The sequence below is a fragment of the Mesorhizobium sp. P2_B5 genome (genome assembly GCF_056404775.1).
This window is the reverse complement of record NZ_JBFUDJ010000002.1, coordinates 446418-465924: the sequence shown is the minus strand read 5'-3', so window position 1 is coordinate 465924 and position 19507 is coordinate 446418. Positions and strand designations below refer to the sequence as shown.

Genomic DNA, 19507 nt, shown 5'->3' with positions numbered 1-19507 from the left:
GGAATGCCGGATGATGAACGCCGTCCTCGTCGGCTGCGGTGCGATGAGCAAGGCCTGGCTCGATGCCGCAAGGCAAATCGACGGGCTCGCCATTGTCGGCCTTGTCGATCTCGACGCCGAACGGGCGAAGGCGAGGGCGCGCGAATATGGGCTCGACGGCGCCGTCATCGGCACCAGCCTGGAGCAGGTGCTCGACCAAACCAAGCCTGACGCCGTGTTCGATGTCGTGGTGCCCGCCGCCCGCCGCGACGTCGCCTTTGCCGCCTTTGCCCACAATTGCCATCTGCTGACGGAAAAACCGCTGGCCGACACTCCGGAGAACGCACGCGCCATCGTCGAGGCGGCGCGCCGGGCCGGGCGCATCCATGCCGTGGTGCAGAACCGCCGCTATGTCGCCAATGTCCGGCGCATAAGGCGGTTTCTCGACTCCGGCGCCATCGGCAAGCCGACCAGTATTCACGCCGACTTCTTCGTCGCGCCGCATTTCGGCGGCTTTCGCGAGGAGATGGCGCATGTGCTGCTGCTCGACATGGCGATCCATACGTTCGACGCCGCCCGCTACATGGTCAGCGGCGATCCCGCCGGCGTCTATTGCCAGGAATGGGAGCCGGCCAATTCCTGGTACCGCCAGGGCTCGTCGGCTAGCGCCGTCTTCGATCTCGGCGGCGGCAAGGTGTTCACCTATGCCGGCTCCTGGTGCGCCGACGGTTTCCGCACCAGTTGGGAAGGCAGCTGGCGCATCGTCGCCGAGCGCGGCAGCCTCATTTGGGACGGCAATGACGGCCTGAAGGCGGAAGTGGTGGTGCCGGGCCGCGACGGGATTATCGACAAAACGCAGGCGATCGAAGTGCCGGTGCTCGATCCGGCCGACCGGGTCGGGGGGCATCTCGGCATCATCAGGGATTTCATCCGCGCCATCGAGACCGGCAGCGAGCCGGAAACGCGTGGGAGCGACAACATCAAAAGCCTGGCCATGGTTTTTGGCGCGATCGAGAGCGCCGAGACCGGGCGCCGGGTGGCTATCCCCACACAGGAAACACAATGATGCCAAACCCGCTTCTCGACATCCGGATCGGCACCATGGTGCGGGCCAATCTCGATGACCCGGCAGCCTACATCAAGCAGATCCTGCCGCTCGGTTTCGAGAGCATCCAGCCCTTCTTCTGGCAGACGCTCGGCGGCAAGGATCTGCCGCGGCTCGCCGGTGAGATCCGCGAGGCGATCGGCGATGCCGATGTCAGCGTGTCCTCGCTCGGCGTGTTCGGCAATCCGCTGGAGGATGGCGAAGTCGATCGCGGCGTGCTCGCGGCCTGGGAAACCGTCATCGACAATGCGCATCTGTTCGGTGCCTCGATGGTCAGCGGCTTCACCGGTCGCCTGCGCGGCAAGAAGTTGACCGACAGCCTGCCGCGCTTCCGCGAGGTCTGGGGCCTGCTGGCAAAACGCGCCGCCGACAAGGGCGTGCGCATCGCGTTCGAGAACTGCGCCATGGATGGCAACTGGGCAACCGGCGACTGGAACATCGCCCACAACCCGGATGCCTGGGAACTGATGTTCAACGAATTGCCCGACGACAATCTCGGGCTGGAATGGGAGCCCTGCCATCAGCTCGTCTACCTGATCGATCCGATCCCGCAGATCCGCAAATGGGCGCCGCGCATCTTCCATGTCCACGGCAAGGACGCGACGGTGCGCTGGGATGTGATCCGCGAGCACGGCGTGTTCGGCCGGCTGCCCTTCGTGCAGATGCGCACGCCCGGTTTCGGCGACAGCGACTGGACGCGGGTGATCAGCGAATTGCGGCTGGCCGGCTACAAGGGCGCCATCGACATCGAGGGCTGGCACGATCCGGTCTATCGCGGCGATCTCGAGATCACCGGCCAGGTGCGCGCGCTCGACTATCTCAAGCAATGCCGGGGAGGTGCGACCTATCTGCCGAACCCGGCGTGAGGAGCGGCCGGCGGGAGGAGCCGGCCGGAGAAGAGTGTTGAGCACTGCTGTCAAGCGAATGACGAAACCCCTCGGCTCACCGAGGACAAAAGGGAGGAACGTGTATGAGCATCGCAATGAGAACGACACTTCTGCGCTCGACCGTCGTGGCCGCCGCCACCGCGCTCTGCGCCGCCATCTCCACTTTGCCGGCGCAGGCGCTCGACGCCCAGTGGTGCAAGGACGTCCACATCCGCTTCTTCGTCGGCGGCGCCGAGGGCGACGCCTTTGGAACCATCGTCTATAATGGCGCCAAGCAGGCGGCGGCCGATCTTGGACCGAAGGTCGACTACATCTTCTCGCAGTGGGACGTCGAGAAGATGGTGCAGCAATTGCGCGAGGCCGTCGCCGTGAAGCCAAACGGCATCGCCATGATGGGCCATCCCGGCGACGCCGCGATCATGCCGCTGGCCGAGCAGGCGCATAAGGACGGCATCAAGATGATGTACCAGAACGTGCCGGTGCCGAAGGTGGTGGAAGCGTTCGGCGGCGGCTATGTCGGCGCCCAGCAGGAACAGCAGGGCCGCGCTCTCGGCGCCGAGGCGTTCAAGCTCGGCAAGCTCAAGTCCGGCGACAAGGCGATCATGATCGGGCCGTTCGAGAACGAGGCCCGCGGGGCGCGCGAGCGCGGCACGGTGGCCGCGCTCAAGGAGGCCGGCGTCGAGGTCATCCAGCTGTCGTCTCCGCCGAGCGGCGAATGGGCGTCCGACCCCAATCTGGCGATCCCGGTGATCACGGCAGCGCTCCTCAACAATCCTGACGTCAAGGCGGTCGGCTATCCCGGCGGCCAGATGCTCGGCAATGTCGCCACCTACATGCAGGCGGCAGGCCGCAAGCCCGGCGACATCTTCAATTTCGGTTTCGACACTAGCCCGCAGATCGTCGAGGCGTTCAAGGGCGGCTGGGTGCAGCTGACGGCCGACCAGCAGCCGTTCCTGCAGGGCTACCTGCCGATCCTCAGCCTCTGCCAGCAGGTGGTGCTGGGCCTGGCGCCGATGAATGTCGACACCGGCGCCGGCTTCGTCACGCCGCAGAATTACGAGATTGTCGCCGAGCTCGCCAAGCAGGCGCTGCGCTGACCTCCCAAGCTGCCGGCTGGGCCCAAGCCCGGCCGGCAGGACCGCCGGCGAGAATGCCGGCAAGCGACAATAAACGCGAGGATCGCCATGGCCGAACGCATCATCGAACTGCGCGACATCAGCAAATCCTACGGCCAGGTCTATGCGCTGGGTGGGGTCAATCTCTCGGTCGACCGCGGCGAGGTGGTCGGCCTGATCGGCGACAATGGCGCGGGCAAGTCGACGCTGATCAAGATCCTGTCGGGCGTCGTCAAGCCGACCAGCGGCGAGATCCTGGTGCGTGGCAAGCCGGTGACCGGCTGGAGCGCGGCGCGCTCGCGCGACGCCGGCATCGAGACGGTGTTCCAGGACCGGGCGCTGGCGGTGCAGCAGACCATCGTGCGCAACATCTTCATGGGTCGCGAACTCACTGGCTTCATGGGCTTTCTGAAGGTCAACAAGGAGATCGAGGAGGCGAGCCGGCTGATGCGCGAAATCGGCTTCACCTCGAAGGTGTTCACGCCGCATTCGATCGTTGGCCAGCTCTCGGGCGGCGAACGCCAAGGCGTGGCGATCGCGCGCGCCATCTACAAGCAGGCCGAGCTGATCATCCTCGACGAGCCAACGACGGCGCTGTCGCTGACCGAGACCGCCAAGGTCTTTCACTTCGTGCGCCAGGTGCGGGCAAGCGGCCGCTCGATCCTGTTCATCGGCCACAACATCCACCATGTCTTCGACATTGCCGACCGCTTCGTGGTGTTGGACCGCGGCAAGGTGGCGCTGACCGCCGACCGCACCGAGGTCAACTCGGCCGAGGATCTCATCAATTTCATGGAAGACGTGGCGCACCCCGGCGGATTGGCTGGATTGCACGATGCCGGCGACGCAGGGAGGGCAGTGCGATGAGCAAGACCATGGAACCCGATCTGCAGAGCCCGCTCGGCGGTGAGGCAGCGCGACCTGAGTGGAAACACCCGTCCGATCACTGGCTGCGCGGCTTCGTCATCGATAATCGCGCCGCTCTCGGCACGCTCGCCGTGTTCATCGTCATGATGGCGGTGTTCCTGGTCGCCAACCCGACCGTGTTCACGACCTGGTATCTCTACAGTTCGGTGCTGACGACGCTGCCGGTCGCGCTGTTCGTGGTGGTGCCGCTGGTCTTCGTCGTCACCTGCGGCGAGATCGACCTGTCGTTTCCGGCAACGATGGGCTTTGCCTCCTGGGTGTTTGCGCTGGTGGTGCAGGCCGGCTACGATCCGTTCCTCGGCATTGCGGCAGCAATCGTCACCGGGACGCTGCTCGGCTTCCTCGTCGGATCGCTGGTCGTCTATGGCGGGCTGTCGTCGCTGATCGCCACGCTCGGCATGAACTTTTTGCTGCGCGGCCTGATCCAGATCATCAACGAGGGCAAGTCGACGGCGCTGACCGGACTTGCCGACAGCTGGGCCTACAAGATCTTCTCCAGCCAGGTGTGGGGTGTCCCGGTGCAGATCTTCTGGGCGCTCGCCTTCGTCGTTTTGTCAGCGATGCTCTACAACCGCCACCGCTTCGGCGCGCAGGTCAGGGTGGTCGGCGACAATCCCGACAGCGCCCAACAGATGGGCATCGACGTCAAGCGTGTGCGGGTGAAAGTGTTCGTCTTCGTCGGCATAGGCGCTGCGATCGCCGGCACGTTCTCGGTGATGATCAACTTCACCTGGTGGCCGACGGCCGGAGACGGCTATCTCCTGCCGGTGCTGGCCTCGGTGTTCGTCGGCGGCACGCCGACCTGGGGCGGCATCGGCACGGTTGCGGGCGGCGCCATCGGCGCGGTCACCGTCGCCTTCATCCAGACCGGCGTGGTGGCGGCGGGGCTGAGCGGCTTCTATGTGCAGTTCTTCAACGGGCTGATCATCATCCTGTCGCTACTGGGGCATAAGTGGAACCAGGCGCGGTACAGGTGAGGGGGTAGCCGTTAAGGCAGCTCACACCGCCGCGACGAACCCGTCCAGCACGCGTTTCTGGCCGGCCTTGTCGAAGTCGATGGTCAGCTTGTTGCCTTCGATGGCCGAGATGTTGCCGTTGCCGAATTTCTGGTGGAACACGCGGTCGCCGACGCTGAAGGGCGACGGCGTGTCGGCTACGGATTTGGCGACCAGCTCACCATCGATGGTGCGGCCTTTGACCGAGGTGCGGCCGGCGCCATAGCCGGAGTCGGTCTCGCCATAGCCGATGCGCTCGACCTGGTGGCCGGAGCGCGAGCCCCAGTTGCGGTCGGTCGCCTCGGTGCGGTTGGCCTGCGCGCGCTGCCAGCCCGGCGTCGCATAGGTGTTGGAGAAGGCGCCGGATTTTTCCGCGCCGACATTGTCGAAACGTGAGGCGCCATAGGGGTTCTGGCGGCCGCCACGACCGGAAGCAAAGGAACCGCCGCCATAGGCATTGCCGTAGCCGCCATAGGAGTTGCCGCTTTCGGCGACCTCGACATGGGCGTTCGGCAACTCTTCGAGGAAACGCGACGGGATGGTCGACTGCCACAGGCCGTGGATCTGGCGGTTGGAGACGAACCAGATATGCAGGTTCTTCTTGGCGCGGGTCAGGCCGACATAGGCGAGGCGGCGCTCTTCCTCCAGTCCGGAACGGCCGCCTTCGTCGAGCGCGCGCTGATGCGGGAACAGGCCTTCCTCCCAGCCCGGCAGGAAGACGGTCTCAAATTCGAGGCCTTTGGCCGAATGCAGCGTCATGATGCTGACGGCATCGAGCCCGGCATTCTGCTCGGCATCCATGACCAGCGCCACATGTTCGAGGAAGGAGCGCAGCGACTCGTACTCCTCCATGGAACGAACCAGTTCCTTCAAATTTTCCAGCCGGCCCGGCGCTTCGGCCGAGCGGTCGTTCTTCCACATGTCGGTGTAGCCGCTCTCCTCCAGAATGGTCTCGGCGAGTTCGGTGTGCGGCGTGGTTTCCAGCGCCTTCTGCCAGCGCTCGAAATTGGCCGCGACTTCGCGCAAGGCGGCGCGCGGCTTCGGCTTCAGCTCGTCGCTTTCGGCGAGGTTGCCGGCCGCTTCCAGCATCGGGATGCGCAGTGCACGCGCCGTGTCGTGAATCTGGCGGATGGTGGCTTCGCCGAGGCCACGTTTGGGCACATTGACGATGCGCTCGAAAGCGAGGTCGTCGCCGCCATTGGCGACAACGCGGAAGAAGGCCAGCGCATCGCGGATTTCCATGCGCTCGTAGAAGCGCGGACCGCCGATGACGCGGTAATTGAGGCCGAGCGTGATGAAGCGATCTTCAAAGGCGCGCATCTGGAAGGACGCGCGGACAAGAATGGCCATGTCGTTGAGGTTATGCTTGGCGCGCTGATAGGCCTCGATGGTCTCGCCGACGGCGCGGGCCTCCTCCTCGGAATCCCAGGCTGCGTGGACATGCACCTTCTCGTCGTCCTCGGCGACCTTCTCGGTGAACAATGTCTTGCCGAAGCGACCCTCATTGTGGGCGATGAGGTGCGAGGCGGTGCCGAGAATATGCGCGGTCGAGCGATAGTTGCGCTCCAGCCTGATGATGGTGGCGCCCGGAAAATCCTTGTCGAAGCGCAGGATGTTGTCGACCTCGGCGCCGCGCCAGCCATAGATGGACTGGTCATCGTCGCCGACGCAGCAGATATTCACGGTGGAGCGCTGGGATCCCTCCCCCTTGAGGGGAGGGTGGCCGGGCGAAGCCCGGTCGGGTGGGGTCCTCGCGGCAGTGCTCGACGCCTTGGTGGTGCCTTCTGCGGCGACCCCCTCCGCCCGCTTCGCGGGCACCTCCCCCTCAAGGGGGGAGGATTGCGGCCGCTGCGCCAGGAGCCGCAGCCACATGTACTGCGCTGTGTTGGTGTCCTGGTATTCGTCGACGAGGATGTATTTGAAGCGCCTGTGGTATTCCTTGAGCACGTCGGGATTGGCGCGGAAGATGCGGATCGGATGGCAGAGCAGGTCGCCGAAGTCGCAGGCGTTCAGCGTCTGCAGCCGCTCCTGATAGGCCTTGTAGAGTTCGCGGCCCTTGCCGTTGGCGAAGCTGCGCGCATCGCCTTCGGGAATGTCGGCAGGGCCGAGCCCCTTGTTCTTCCAGCCGTCGATCATCTGCGCGAACTGCTTGGCCGGCCAGCGCTTGTCGTCGAGGCCTTCGGCCTGGATCAGCTGCTTGATTAGCCGCACGACGTCGTCGGTGTCGAGAATGGTGAAGTCGGATTTGAGCCCGGCCAGCTCGGCATGGCGGCGCAACAGCTTGACGCCGATCGAGTGGAAGGTGCCGAGCCACGGCATGCCCTCGACATTGCCTTCACCGATCAGGATGCCGATGCGCTGCTTCATCTCGCGCGCGGCCTTGTTGGTGAAGGTCACGGCCAGGATCTGCGACGGAAAGGCCCGGCCGGTTGCGAGAATGTGGGCGATGCGGGTGGTCAGCACCCGCGTCTTGCCGGTGCCGGCGCCGGCCAGCACCAGGACCGGGCCTTCGGTGGTTTCCACCGCCAGCCGCTGCTCGGGGTTGAGGCCGCTGAGATAATCAGGCGTTTCGTTGCGGCCGCTGCGGGCCGCCATGGCGCGCGCGGCGATCCCCGACGGGGCCGCGGGCCGCGCATTCGGTTCGTCAAAGAAGGGCATGTCTTCCGAAAAGCCGGACATCGCCCCCGAATGTAGTGATTCGGCGGCGAAAGACCAGAAGTGTCTACGTTTTGTTCTGGTTTGGAAGCCAGATTCCCGCGCGCCGTGCGAATATTATCGCCCCAGCGCCCGACAGCCTGTGCAAAACCTTTCGCCCGGCCTACCTGGCTGCTGCCCGCATACGCTCGCCGACCTTGTCGGCGACATAGACGGCATCCCGCGCCGCGCCATGGATCATGGTGGAAGAGGTCGAGTGCTGGAATGAAGGTCGCAGATATAGAGGCCGCCAAGGGCGACCCGATCGCCCAGTGCCGACCGAGATGGTCGCTGCGCATGTCCAGCGCGCGACCGGTCAAAATCTCATGGATGTGCTGCACCGTTAAGCCGTCGCGAAAGGCGGTCAAAGGGACCGCCTTGTTCTCACCCTATGCTGGCAGGCCAAGCTTGACACACGCGGCCTGCGGGAGAAAGCTGACGACAGGGCAGGGACGGCTGCCTGAGAGGCGCCGCAAAGCGTAACAGTCGAAGGAGTATCGTCTTGGCTGTGGTCATCACCTCCCTCATCCTGTTCCTCATCGGCCTGGCACTTGGCGGCGGCGGCGTCCGGCTCGTGATGCTGGGCGGCAGCTGGTATTATGTCATCACCGGGCTCGCCTTCCTGATAACCGCCTGGCTGCTTTTCCGGCGCAAATCGACGGCGCTGTGGCTCTACGCTGCGATCGTGCTCTGCACGCTTGCCTGGGCGGTGTGGGAAATCGGCTTCGACTGGTGGGAACTCGGCCCGCGCGGCGGCGTCATCGTGCTTCTGGCGCTGTGGCTGCTGACGCCGTGGGCAAGGCAGGGCCTCACCGGCCCCGACGCGCGTGCGCCGCTCATCCTGGCGGTGCTCGCATCGCTCGCAGTGGCCGGCTATTCGATGACCGCCGATCCCAAGGACATCGCCGGCGAGCTCAGCGCCGACAAGGTGACGCCGACCGCGGATCTCGGTGGCAATGTGCCTCCGGGCGAGTGGCACTTCTATGGCCGCACGCCCTATGGTCAGCGCTATTCGCCGCTCGACCAGATCACGCCGGACAATGTCGCCAAATTGCAGCCGGCCTGGACCTACCAAACCGGTGACGTCAAGGGTCCGGATGACATCGGCGAAACCACCTATCAGGTAACGCCGCTCAAGGTGGGCGATGCGCTCTACATCTGCACGCCGCACAATTTCGCCATCGCCATCGATGCCGCGACCGGCAAGGAGAAATGGCGCTTCGACCCCAAGATCAAGCTCGACAAGGACCGCCAGCACCAGACCTGCCGTGGCGTGTCCTATTACGCCGATGCCAAGATCGCCGCAGGCCAGCCCTGCGCGACACGCGTCTATCTGCCGACCTCGGACGCGCGGCTGATCGCGCTTGATGCCGCCAATGGCCAGGTCTGCCCGTCGTTTGCCGAAGCCGGCACGCTGAACCTGTTGACCAACATGCCGTACCCGAAGTCGGGCTACTACTATTCGACATCGGCGCCGCTGATATCAGGCGGCAAGATCATCGTCGGCGGCGCGGTCAACGACAATTATTCGACCGAGGAACCGTCCGGCGTCATCCGCGCCTTCGATGTCGACACCGGCGCGCTTGTATGGAACTGGGATTCCGGTAATCCGGACCAGACGACACCGCTAGCGGCGGGCCAGACCTACACCCACAACTCACCCAACATGTGGTCGACACCGAGCGCCGACGAGAAGCTCGGCCTTCTCTACGTGCCGCTCGGCAACCAGACGCCGGACCAGCTCGGCGCGGGGCGCAGCGCCAATGTCGAGAAGTTCTCTTCCTCGATCACCGCGCTCGATCTTGCCACCGGACAATTGCGCTGGGTGCGCCAGACCGTGCATCACGACCTCTGGGACATGGACGTGCCGGCGCAGCCGACGCTGATCGACATCACCACGGCTGCCGGCCTGGTGCCGGCGCTGGTCGGGCCAACCAAACAGGGCGACCTCTATGTGCTCGACAGGCGCAGCGGCGAACCGATAATCCCGGTCAAGGAAGTGCCGGCGCCAGGCGGCGCCGTCGAGGGTGATCACACCTCGCCGACGCAGCCGGTTTCGGATCTGTCCTTTAACCCGAAGCCGCTGACCGGCGCCGACATGTGGGGCATCACCATGTTCGACCAGCTGGCCTGCCGGATCGAATTCCAGGGCTTGCGCTATGAGGGCCGCTATACACCGCCTTCCGTGCAGGGGGCGCTGATCTATCCCGGCAATTTCGGCACCTTCAATTGGGGCGGCGTCGCCGTCGACCCGGTGCGGCAGGTGATGTTCGGCATGCCGACCTATCTCGCCTTCAAATCGCAGCTCATTCCGCGCGACCAGGTGCCACCGCCGGATGAAGGTCGCGGCAGCGAACAGGGGCTCAACCGCAATGAAGGCGCGCCATATGCAGTGGTGATGGGGCCGTTCCTGTCGCCACTCGGCGTGCCATGCCAGGCGCCGCCATGGGGCTATGTCGCAGGCGCCGATCTCAGAACCGGCAAGATCGCCTACAAGCACCGCAACGGCACCGTCTACGACATGACACCGCTGCCGCTGCCGCTGAAGGTCGGCGTGCCCGGCATTGGCGGACCGATGATCACTGCCGGCGGCGTTGCCTTCCTGGGTGCGGCCGTCGACGACTATCTGCGCGCCTATGATGTGACGTCGGGCAACCAGCTCTGGCAGGCCAGGCTGCCGGCCGGCGGGCAATCGACGCCGATGACCTACACCGTCGCCGACGGCCGCCAGTTCGTCGTCATCGTCGCCGGCGGCCATGGCTCGGTCGGCACCAAGCCGGGCGATTATGTGATGGCGTATACGCTACCGAAGTAGCCTTCGCTCAAAGTCCCAGATGGCCCTTCAGGCTAGGCACTGAGTCCAGCATTTTATTGGTCAGCTGCGGTCCCGCCGCGGCTTCGGCCTGCTGGATCAGCGTGGTGCCGGCCTTCTGGATCTACGCCATGTCGAGGCCGGAGGCTTTGAGTGCGGCGACACCGTTGATCAGCGCACCGGTCTTTTCACCGAGCACGCCGCCAAGCGCGCCTTGCAGTGACGACAGCAAACCGCCGCCGCTGCTGGTGCCGGCAGCCGTGACGTCGTATTTCTGGGCCAGCGCATCGGCGCCGGGGATCTTGGCGAAGAAGCTGGAGATGCTGGTGCCTTCGGCTTCATGCTCGAGCACCGAAAAAATGGTGCGGACGACTTTTTCGGTCACCGCCGAATCGAGGCCGGCTTTCTGCGAGACGATGGTCACGATGCTCTGGGCGTCCATAGTATTTCCCCTCGGCTGTCAGTCAGCGGGTTTTCGAACGGCGCCGGTCGACCCGGACCTTCACCATCCGCTTGGCTGCTTCCGACGCGGCGGAGCGCAGGGCCAGCAAGGCGGTTGAGGCAACCACGAGCGCGCTTAAAAGGATCGGAGTGGACAAGGTCATGGCGTTGTTCCTTCTCGTGTGGCTGCCGCAACGAGCGAAGCCACAATCAACTTCCCCTGATATTGTGGCGGCACCATCAACATTCTCTGAAATGACCAAAATGTGATGGCCGCGCGGTTGTCGACGCTGTCTCGTGCCAACCGGCGGCCTAGTGGCGAAACCGTCACTCACCCGTGACTGGACCGTGCGAGCTTGCACCCTATCTTGACCCGCAAGGTCATCCCGGAGTGACCGTGAGGTCATCTCCTAGCGAGGAGCACGCCATGACGAAAGCCGCCGCCGAAGCCACCAAGCCTGCCATCACGACTCCTGCCATTAGCCAGGCGATGATCGATGCCTATGACGAATACACGCATCTGACGCTCGACCGCCGCCGCTTCATGGAACAGCTGACCAGGCTCGCCGGATCGGGCGCCGCAGCCGCCGCGATCGCGCCGCTGCTGGCCGCGAATTCGGCGCAGGCGGCAATCGTCGCCGACAATGATCCGCGGGTGAAGGCTGAGGATATCACCTATCCCGGCAGCAGCGGCGAGATGAAGGGCTATCTGGTCAAGCCGGCGAACCAGTCGGGCAAGCTCGGCACGGTCATCGTGGTGCATGAGAACAGGGGCCTCAATCCGCATATCAAGGATGTGGCGCGTCGGGTGGCGCTTGAAGGTTTCGTGGCGCTGGCGCCGGATTTCCTGTCGCCGCTCGGCGGTACGCCCGCTGATGAAGACAAGGCGCGCGACATGTTCACCAAGCTCGACGCCAAGCAAGTAGCTGCTGACGGTGTGGCGACCATCGCCTATCTCAAGGCCGAGAAGGACGGCAACGGCAAGGTCGGCGCCGTCGGCTTCTGCTGGGGCGGCGGCGCGGTCAACGGTTTGGCCGTCAACGCGCCGGATCTCGCGGCCGGCGTCGCCTATTACGGCATGCAGCCGAAGGCCGAGGATGCGGCTAAGATCAAGGCGGCGCTGTTGCTGCACTATGCCGGGCTCGACGAGCGCATCGACGCCGGCATCGATGCCTACAAGAAGGCGCTCGACGCGGCGCATGTCGAATACACCGTCTATGTGTATGACGGCGTCAACCATGCCTTCAACAACGACACATCGGCCGCGCGCTACGACAAGAACGCAGCTGATCTGGCCTGGGGCAGGACGATCGCTTTCCTGAAGGAGAAGCTGGCTTAGTAGACCGGTCAACGCCCGGCGGGGCAATGAGGGCAGTGCAGGCCGACGTCAGGCGTGGCCGCGTTTCATACGCGCCTGCTTCAGGATGGCGCGCCAGCGAATCATGTCGAACGGGATCGGTTCGTTGCTGTTGGCGATGTGGAAGATCTCGTTGTTGACGTTCTTCAACGAGCGCCAGAAATCATAGTCGGTGATGCGCGGATCGGCAGCCAGCCTGTCCGCTTCGACCTTGATGTCGGTTTTCATGCACGTTCCTCGAACCGCCTGTGCCCCGCCGCCCGCATCGCAACTCGGATCGACCCGTTCTCAAACGGTCCGCTGAGTCGTTCAATGGCTCAAATGGTTTGTTAACGTTAAAAGCTCGGTAAGGTTAACGCGGGCACGGAAGCGCTTCAAGCGGTCTTGCGGCGAATACCGATCGAACGGCCGGCGCGCTCGGGCATCGGCAGCGCCGAATGGGCGGCGCGCATGGCTTCCACCTTGGCCTGCACGTCGGCGGGGAAGGGCGCGACCTTCGGCCCGGACATGTCGACATGCAGCGACAGGGTTTCGGAGGTGGCGGCGAGCCAGCCGTCGACATGGCGGATTTCCTGATAGGCCCTGAGCCGCTTGTCGTCATGGTCGATCAACTGGAACGAGACGACGACCTTGTGCTCCAGATGCAGCTCCTGGACGTAGCAGACATGCACCTCGGCCGTGTAGATGGTGAGGCGCCGCTCCTTGACATAGTCCAGCCCCATGCCCATTGCCGCAAAGGCTTCATCCGAGCAGCGGTCGAACAGCACGTTGTAGTAGGCCATGTTGAGGTGGCCGTTATAGTCGATCCAGTCCTTCTCGATGTCCATCGGCTTGGAGACGTAGGGGGCAGGGATGGACATTGGAACTTCCTTGTTCTGGTGCTGGACCGAGTTCTGGTGCTGGACAGGCCGCGGTAGGTGAGACTACGCATCCATAATCGCATAACAAGCGTGGACGCTGGTCCATTCGCGGAGGAATTCATGGCTCTGAGCGACCTCAACCCGGTCGAACGCAACGAGGAAGGCATCGCCGCGGTGCTCGGCATCCTCAAGCAGCAGCTCGGCGAACGTTTTCAGACCGGCGCGGCGATTCGTTCACAGCACGCGCATACCACCACCTATATCCCGACGCAGGCGCCTGACGGTGTCGCTTTCCCGGAGACGACAGAAGAGGTGCAGGAGATCGTGCGCGCCTGCGCCGCGCACCGCGTTCCTGTCATCGCCTTCGGTGTCGGTTCCTCGCTTGAGGGCCACACCAACGCGCCGGGGGGCGGCATCTCGGTCGACACCTCGCGCATGAACCGCATCCTGGCGGTCAACCCGCAGGATCTCGACTGCTCGGTCGAGCCCGGCGTGACGCGCGAGGACCTCAATCGTCATCTGCGCGACACCGGCCTGTTCTTTCCGATCGATCCCGGCGCCAATGCTTCGCTGGGTGGCATGGCGGCGACACGGGCCTCGGGCACCAATGCGGTGCGTTACGGCACCATGCGCGAGAATGTCTTGTCGCTGACAGCCGTGATGGCCGATGGCGAGACGGTGACCACCGGCAAGCGGGCGAAGAAGAGCTCTGCCGGCTACGACCTGACGCGGCTTTTGGTCGGCTCGGAAGGCACGCTCGGCATCATCACGTCGCTGACCTTGAAGCTGCAAGGCATTCCGCAGGCGATCTCCGGCGGGGTGTGCCCATTTCCGAGCCTCGAGGCGGCCTGCAACGCGGTCATCGCGACGATCCAGATGGGCATCCCGGTGGCGCGCATCGAACTGGTCAATGCGCTGCAGATGCGAGCGATGAAGAATTATTCCAAGCTCGATTATCCCGAGAGCCCGTGCCTGTTCGTCGAATTCCACGGCAGCGATGCCGGTGTTGCCGAGCAGGCCGAAACTTTTGGTGCCATCGCCGAAGACAATGGCGGCGGGCCGTTTCTGTGGACCAGCGTCGCCGAGGAACGGACGAAATTGTGGAAGGCCAGGCACGACGCCTATTGGGCATCGCTGACCTTGCGGCCCGGCACCAAGGGGCTGTCGACCGATGTCTGCGTGCCGATCTCGCGGCTGGCCGAATGCGTTGCCGAAACCGAGGCCGACATTGCCGAGATGGGCTTGGTAGCGCCGATCGTCGGGCATGCCGGCGACGGCAATTTCCACGTGCTGGTGCTGATGGATGTCAACGACCCCAAGGAGATCGCGCTGGCGGAGAAATTCGTCTCGCGGCTCAACATGCGGGCGATCGCCATGGACGGCACCTGCACCGGCGAACACGGCATCGGCCAGGGCAAGATCGGCTTCCTGCGCCATGAGCTCGGCCATGGCGTCGATATCATGCGTTCGATCAAAAAAGCGCTCGATCCGCAAGATATCATGAACCCGGGCAAGATACTGCCGGGGGTGGGGAAATAGTGGAATGGCCACAAGCGAGACCCTGCTGCTGATCGACGTGCCGCCGTCGTCCGCCGGCGCGCCTTCGCCTCATGTCTTTGCCGATGAAGGTAGGCTGTTCGTTGCCTACATTGCCCACAGACCAGATCCGTCATTCGACGGCACCAATCCGCGCTCGGTTTCGCCCGCGACAGAAAGCCAGTCGATCGCAATCCTGACGGCAGACCCTTATCTGGCATTTCAATTCGGCCCGCCGAACGACGAAGCCATCAGCGGGCACCGTCTCTATAGGCTGGGGTTGCAGCCTTATTCCGCGTTCGAAGTCCTCAATTCGTCCTGGATCGCGTCCCTGGAAAAGGCAAATCGGGTTCACTCGTCCCACACGCCGGAACTGTTTTCCGCTTACCGGCATTTCATCCTGACGTTCCAGGATTCGACGCTGGAATTCATTGCAAGGAGCTTTTCGGTCAGCCTTCATCAGGGGGCGGTCCTGCCGACGCTGATGGAGGCGGCCGGATTTCGGTGATCGGGCGCACCGAGATGGGCCAACCGCAAAGTGTCTGCCAGATGAATTGCCTCTTTATCGACACGCTGATGCGGGTAGAGTGCGGTTGGCTTTCAATCAACCCGTTCGGAGCTGATGCTCGCACGCCTGTTCGTAATCTTCGGTGGCTTGTTCGTGCTGGTGCTGCTTGCGGCGCTGGTGGTGCCGTATTTTATCGACTGGACCGGCTACCGCGCCGAGTTCGAACGCGAGGCGAGCGCCATTCTCGGCCGCAAGGTGACGGTGCAGGGCGACGCCACGGCAAGGCTGTTGCCGTTCCCCTCGGTGACGTTCTCCAACGTCACGGTCGCCGGCGGCCCCGGCGGCCAGCCGGCAATGACCGTCGAGACGTTTTCGATGGATGCGGAACTGGCGCCCTTCCTGCGCGGCGAAGTGCTGATCTTCGACATGCGGCTCGTACACCCCAAGGCGACGATCGACATTGCCGATGACGGCACGGTCGACTGGGCGATGCGGCCGTCCTCGCCTTTCGACGTCAACCAGATCTCGATCGAGAAGCTGACGGTGACGGAGGGAGAGATTGCGCTCCGCCATGCCGCCGGCGGTCGCAGCCATCTGATTTCTCAGATCAATTCGACTATCTCTGCCAAGTCGCTGGCAGGGCCGTGGCGCATGGACGGGACGTTGCGGCTCGACGGCCTGCGCTCGACAGTTGTCGCCTCGACGGGGAAGGCCGAGGGCAATGGCCAGTTGCGGCTGAGGCTCAAGGTCGATCCGGATGCCTATCCGCTGGTCGTCGAAACCGACGGCAATGCCGGCATCGTCAACGGGGCCGCCGTCTACTCCGGCCAGTTCAAGATTTCCGGTAACGACAAGAATTCAGCTGCGCTGCGCGGCACCGATGGCGAGAGCGTCAAGGTCAGCGCCGGCAAGCCCGATCCGGGGTTTCGGCTGAACGGCAAGTTCTCGCTCGACCACCAGAAACTCGGCGTCGACGAATTCCGTTTCGAGACCGGGCCGCTCGACAATCCCTATACCGCCGACGGCAAGGCTTCGGTCGATCTCGGGCTGAAGCCGAACTTTGCCATCGAGGCCAATGGCGCACAGGTGCAACTGGATGAGGCGGTGGGCGCTGAAAAGGGCGCCGGCCTGACACTGGACCAGCGCATTGCCGGGATCGAGCGGGCGCTGCTCGACCTGCCGAAGCCGACCATTCCCGGCACCGTCGAGGTCAAGCTGCCTGCGGTGGTGGCCGGCGACACCACGGTGCGCGACGTGCATCTCTCGGCCGAGCCGGTCGAGGGTGGCTGGTCGGTGAAGTCGATGGCTGCGACCTTGCCCGGGCGCACCACGCTGGAAGCCAGCGGCATGCTTAGCGTGCAAGACCATTTCGGCTTCACCGGTTCCATGCTTCTGGCGGTGGCGCAGCCTTCCGGCTTTGCCGCCTGGCTGTCGAAGGATGTCGACGAGGCGATCCGCCGCCTGCCGGCCGCCGGCTTCAAGGCCAAGGTCGACCTGTCGGAGAGGCGACAGGCGTTCAGCGATCTCGAACTGATCCTCGGCAAGGCAAAGTTTTCCGGCCGCATCGATTCCAGCCAGCCCGACGACGCAAAGCCGTCAGTGCTGATGCGGCTCACGGGCGGCGAGCTCGATGTCGACGGGCTGACGGCGTTCGCCTCGATCTTCGTCAGCGACAAGGGCGCCAACCGCTTTTCCGACCGCGACCTCGATTTCCAGATCAAGGCTGGGCCGGTCAGTGCCGGCGGGCTGACCGCCGACACGGTCGATACCGCGCTCAGGCTGCGCGACGGGCTGCTCGAAATCGACCGGCTGTCGATTGGCGGCCTTGCCGGCGCGTCGATCAGCGCCACCGGCCGGATCAAGGATTTCCCGGCCAGCCCGACCGGCAAGCTCGACGCCTCGGTGGTCGCCGTCGATCTGAAGCCGCTGATCGACATCGCGGCGCAACACTATCCCAACAATGATGTGCTGAAGGGGCTGGCAAGCCGCACTTCTGCCTATCCCGAGCTGTTCCAGGACGCGCGCGTCGATCTGGTGGCAAGTGCCGCCGATAATGGTGACGGCACGACAGGGCTGGCGGTGAGCGGGCAAGGCAAGGCCGGTGGTTCGGCCTTTTCGGCGTCGCTGTCGGGCAAGGGTGCTGTCGGCCGGCTGCTCGACGCGCCGGTGACGCTGACCTTCAATGCCAAAAACCCAGACGCCACCGCGCTGCTGGCGCTCTACGGAATGCCGGCGCTGCCGCTCGGTATGCTCGGCCAGGCAAGTACCGACATCTCGGCGAAAGGCACGCTTGGCGGCGGTCTGGCGACCAGCTTCAACCTCGCCGCCGATGATTTCAAGGCGACGTTCGACGGCACCGTCGCCGAAAGCCCACAAGGCGCCACCGTCAAGGGCAAGATCGGCCTCGATGCCTCCGATATCGAGCCCTGGCTGATGACCACCGGCGTCGGCCTGCCGGGCATGGGCACCGGCACATCGACCTCGCTCAGCGCGGATGCCGATTTCGGCAGTGGCCTTCTGGTGTTGAGCAGCCTCAGCGGGTCCATCAACGAAGCGGCGGTGTCCGGTGACATCAATCTCGACGTGAAGCAGGGACTGCCGCACCTTGCCGGTGCGCTGGCGCTCGACGAACTCGACCTCGACCCGATGGCGGTGGCGCTGTTCGGCGACCAATCCTTCATCGCCAGCAACGGCAACTGGCCGACGGCGCCGTTCAGCCAGAAGTCCAGCCTGCCGTTCACCGCCGACCTGGATTTAACGACAGCCACACTTGCCGTCGGACCGCTGGCGACAGCGTATGACGCTTCGCTGTCGCTAAAACTCGACCAGGAAGGCATCCGCGTTTCGGACCTGAAGGCAAAGCTGCTCGGCGGCGCACTCACCGGTCTGTTCGAATTGAAGAACACTGACGGCAATGGGCTGTTCTCCGGTCAGATGAGGCTTGCCGGCGCTGATCTCACGACTGTGCTGCCCAATGCTGGCCTGAGCGGCAGTGGCGATTTCTCGACTGGCCTGTCAACCAGCGGCAAATCGGTCGACGCGATGATTGCCGCACTCTCCGGCTCCGGCACGGCGGCGCTGAAAGGCCTGACCATTGCCGGTGTCAATCCCGATGCCTTCGGCGCCTTGATCGCCAAGGCCGATACGATCGGGCGCGACATCGACGTGGCCAAGACCGCGGGCTTTGCGCCTGACATTGCCGGCGACGGCAATTTTGCCGCCGGTGATACCGACATCGCCTTTACGGTTGCCGGCGGTACGCTCAGGGCGCCGCCGGTCAAGCTGGAAAACGCTGGCGCGGCATTGTCCGCCGACATCACGGCGGACCTGAACACCAGCACCGTTGCCGCCAGGGGTACGATCACCTACAAGCCTGGCGACCAGGCGCTGGTCGGGTCGGATCCCTCGGTCAATTTCAGCGTCGACGGGCCGTTCGGCGCGATGAAGAAGCTGTTCGACAGCGAGCCGCTGGCGCAGTTTTTGACGCAGCGCGCGCTGGAAAAAGAGCAGCAGCGGGTCGAGGCGATGCAGGCTGCACTGCTCGAGAAGCAGCGGCTGCGGCGCGAAGTGCGCTATTACGCTGCGCTACAGACCGAACGTGACAACGCGGCTGAAGAATTGCGCAAGCAGGAAGAAGCGGCCCGGCTGAAAGCCGAGGCCGACGCCAGGGCGAAAGCTGAAGCCGACGCAAAAGCGCAGGCCGAAGCGGATGCCAAGGCCAAGGCGGATGCGGAAGCAAAGGCCGATGCCGATGCGAAAGCGCAGGCGGAAGCCGACGCCAAGGCCAAGGCAGACGCCGAAGCGAAGGTGCAGGCCGAGCGGCAGGCAGCCGAAGACGCCGCCAAGGCCGAAGCCGAACGGAAGAAGGCTGAGCAAGCAATGCGGATTGCTTCGCAGGAAAAGGCCAGGCTGGAGGCCGAACGCAAGGCTCAGGAGCAGGCGCCGAAGGTCGACCGCTCACTGCCCGGCGTCAATGACGGTTCTGCCCCGGCGCCACCGAAGCCCAAGAAGACAAATCCATTCTCGGTCGACAATCTGCTGAAGTCGCTGGGCAATTAGCCCAGTTCAGCGCATCCCGCGCTTCGCCCAGTCCAGCACATGCAGCCGGAGCGCCGAGGACAAATTGGCGTCGCGCGGCCTTGTCTCGTCGATTTCGGCGACCAGCGCGGCGAGCGTCAGCTTGCGCGCCGCGGCGATGGCGACGAGATCGTCGTAAAAAGGTTTTTCGAGCGAATAGCTGGTGCGGTGGCCGCGGATCGTCACGGAGCGTTTTTCGACCGGGCTCACCTCA

At 64.4% G+C, this 19507-nt stretch carries 16 protein-coding genes; 10 read left to right on the top strand and 6 right to left on the bottom strand.

Annotation, left to right across the window (positions count from 1 at the left end; translation table 11 throughout):
* Positions 1–10 precede the first annotated feature (10 nt).
* The 5 genes from AC1D1N_RS08775 to AC1D1N_RS08755 all read left to right on the top strand — a co-directional run bounded on the left by AC1D1N_RS08775 (position 11) and on the right by AC1D1N_RS08755 (position 4990).
* On the top strand, positions 11–1045 hold the full coding sequence (locus tag AC1D1N_RS08775; RefSeq protein ID WP_477347934.1) for a Gfo/Idh/MocA family protein: 1035 nt from the start codon (positions 11–13) through the stop codon (positions 1043–1045).
* Positions 1042–1950 (top strand): sugar phosphate isomerase/epimerase family protein, encoded by a 909-nt coding sequence (locus AC1D1N_RS08770; protein ID WP_436260597.1) that lies wholly within the window; start codon positions 1042–1044, stop codon positions 1948–1950. Before AC1D1N_RS08775 ends, AC1D1N_RS08770 begins: the two co-directional genes overlap by 4 nt.
* Positions 1951–2054: 104 nt before the next feature.
* Positions 2055–3068 carry a substrate-binding domain-containing protein gene (locus AC1D1N_RS08765; protein WP_142865366.1) on the top strand — a complete coding sequence of 338 codons (1014 nt, stop codon included), beginning with the start codon at positions 2055–2057 and terminating at the stop codon, positions 3066–3068.
* Positions 3069–3155: 87 nt separating this feature from the next.
* Positions 3156–3953: an ATP-binding cassette domain-containing protein gene (locus AC1D1N_RS08760; RefSeq protein WP_477347931.1), complete on the top strand. Its 798-nt coding sequence runs from the start codon at positions 3156–3158 to the stop codon at positions 3951–3953.
* Positions 3950–4990 (top strand): ABC transporter permease, encoded by a 1041-nt coding sequence (locus tag AC1D1N_RS08755; RefSeq protein ID WP_477347929.1) that lies wholly within the window; start codon positions 3950–3952, stop codon positions 4988–4990. Before AC1D1N_RS08760 ends, AC1D1N_RS08755 begins: the two co-directional genes overlap by 4 nt.
* 21 nt (positions 4991–5011) lie before the next feature.
* Here AC1D1N_RS08755 and AC1D1N_RS08750 read toward each other — a convergent pair whose 3' ends face one another.
* Positions 5012–7687: an ATP-dependent helicase gene (locus AC1D1N_RS08750; protein ID WP_436260594.1), complete on the bottom strand. Its 2676-nt coding sequence runs from the start codon at positions 7685–7687 to the stop codon at positions 5012–5014.
* Positions 7688–8204: 517 nt separating this feature from the next.
* Here AC1D1N_RS08750 and AC1D1N_RS08745 point away from each other — a divergent pair.
* Positions 8205–10517 (top strand): glucose/quinate/shikimate family membrane-bound PQQ-dependent dehydrogenase, encoded by a 2313-nt coding sequence (locus AC1D1N_RS08745; protein ID WP_477347927.1) that lies wholly within the window; start codon positions 8205–8207, stop codon positions 10515–10517.
* Positions 10518–10638: 121 nt separating this feature from the next.
* Here the strand turns inward: AC1D1N_RS08745 and AC1D1N_RS08740 are convergent, their stop codons facing one another.
* Both AC1D1N_RS08740 and AC1D1N_RS08735 read right to left on the bottom strand, forming a co-directional pair.
* Entirely contained in the window at positions 10639–10956 is a 318-nt protein-coding gene (locus tag AC1D1N_RS08740; protein ID WP_477347925.1) for a hypothetical protein, read from the bottom strand.
* Between the two features lie 22 nt (positions 10957–10978).
* Positions 10979–11119, bottom strand: coding sequence for a hypothetical protein (locus AC1D1N_RS08735; protein WP_477347923.1), 141 nt, complete (start codon positions 11117–11119; stop codon positions 10979–10981).
* A 263-nt stretch (positions 11120–11382) separates the two neighbouring features.
* Here AC1D1N_RS08735 and AC1D1N_RS08730 point away from each other — a divergent pair, with 263 nt between their 5' ends.
* The gene (locus AC1D1N_RS08730; RefSeq protein ID WP_477347921.1) at positions 11383–12294 is read left to right on the top strand and encodes a dienelactone hydrolase family protein; all 912 of its coding nucleotides are present in this window, start codon (positions 11383–11385) and stop codon (positions 12292–12294) included.
* A gap of 48 nt (positions 12295–12342) precedes the next feature.
* Here the strand turns inward: AC1D1N_RS08730 and AC1D1N_RS08725 are convergent, their stop codons facing one another.
* The gene (locus AC1D1N_RS08725) at positions 12343–12540 is read right to left on the bottom strand and encodes a hypothetical protein (protein ID WP_477347919.1); all 198 of its coding nucleotides are present in this window, start codon (positions 12538–12540) and stop codon (positions 12343–12345) included.
* A gap of 146 nt (positions 12541–12686) precedes the next feature.
* Entirely contained in the window at positions 12687–13172 is a 486-nt protein-coding gene (locus tag AC1D1N_RS08720) for a thioesterase family protein (RefSeq protein WP_112560425.1), read from the bottom strand.
* 120 nt (positions 13173–13292) lie between these two features.
* On the opposite strand from AC1D1N_RS08720, the gene AC1D1N_RS08715 reads away from it, so the two are divergent.
* The 3 genes from AC1D1N_RS08715 (at position 13293) to AC1D1N_RS08705 (ending at position 19275) form a co-directional block, all read left to right on the top strand.
* Positions 13293–14711: an FAD-binding oxidoreductase gene (locus AC1D1N_RS08715; protein WP_477347917.1), complete on the top strand. Its 1419-nt coding sequence runs from the start codon at positions 13293–13295 to the stop codon at positions 14709–14711.
* Positions 14712–14715: 4 nt separating this feature from the next.
* Complete coding sequence (locus AC1D1N_RS08710) at positions 14716–15216, top strand: hypothetical protein (RefSeq protein WP_477347915.1); 501 nt, start codon at positions 14716–14718, stop codon at positions 15214–15216.
* Positions 15217–15330: 114 nt separating this feature from the next.
* On the top strand, positions 15331–19275 hold the full coding sequence (locus AC1D1N_RS08705) for an AsmA family protein (protein ID WP_477347913.1): 3945 nt from the start codon (positions 15331–15333) through the stop codon (positions 19273–19275).
* 6 nt (positions 19276–19281) lie between these two features.
* Here AC1D1N_RS08705 and AC1D1N_RS08700 read toward each other — a convergent pair whose 3' ends face one another.
* Positions 19282–19503 (bottom strand): ribbon-helix-helix domain-containing protein, encoded by a 222-nt coding sequence (locus AC1D1N_RS08700; RefSeq protein ID WP_112560429.1) that lies wholly within the window; start codon positions 19501–19503, stop codon positions 19282–19284.
* Positions 19504–19507: the final 4 nt, after the last annotated feature.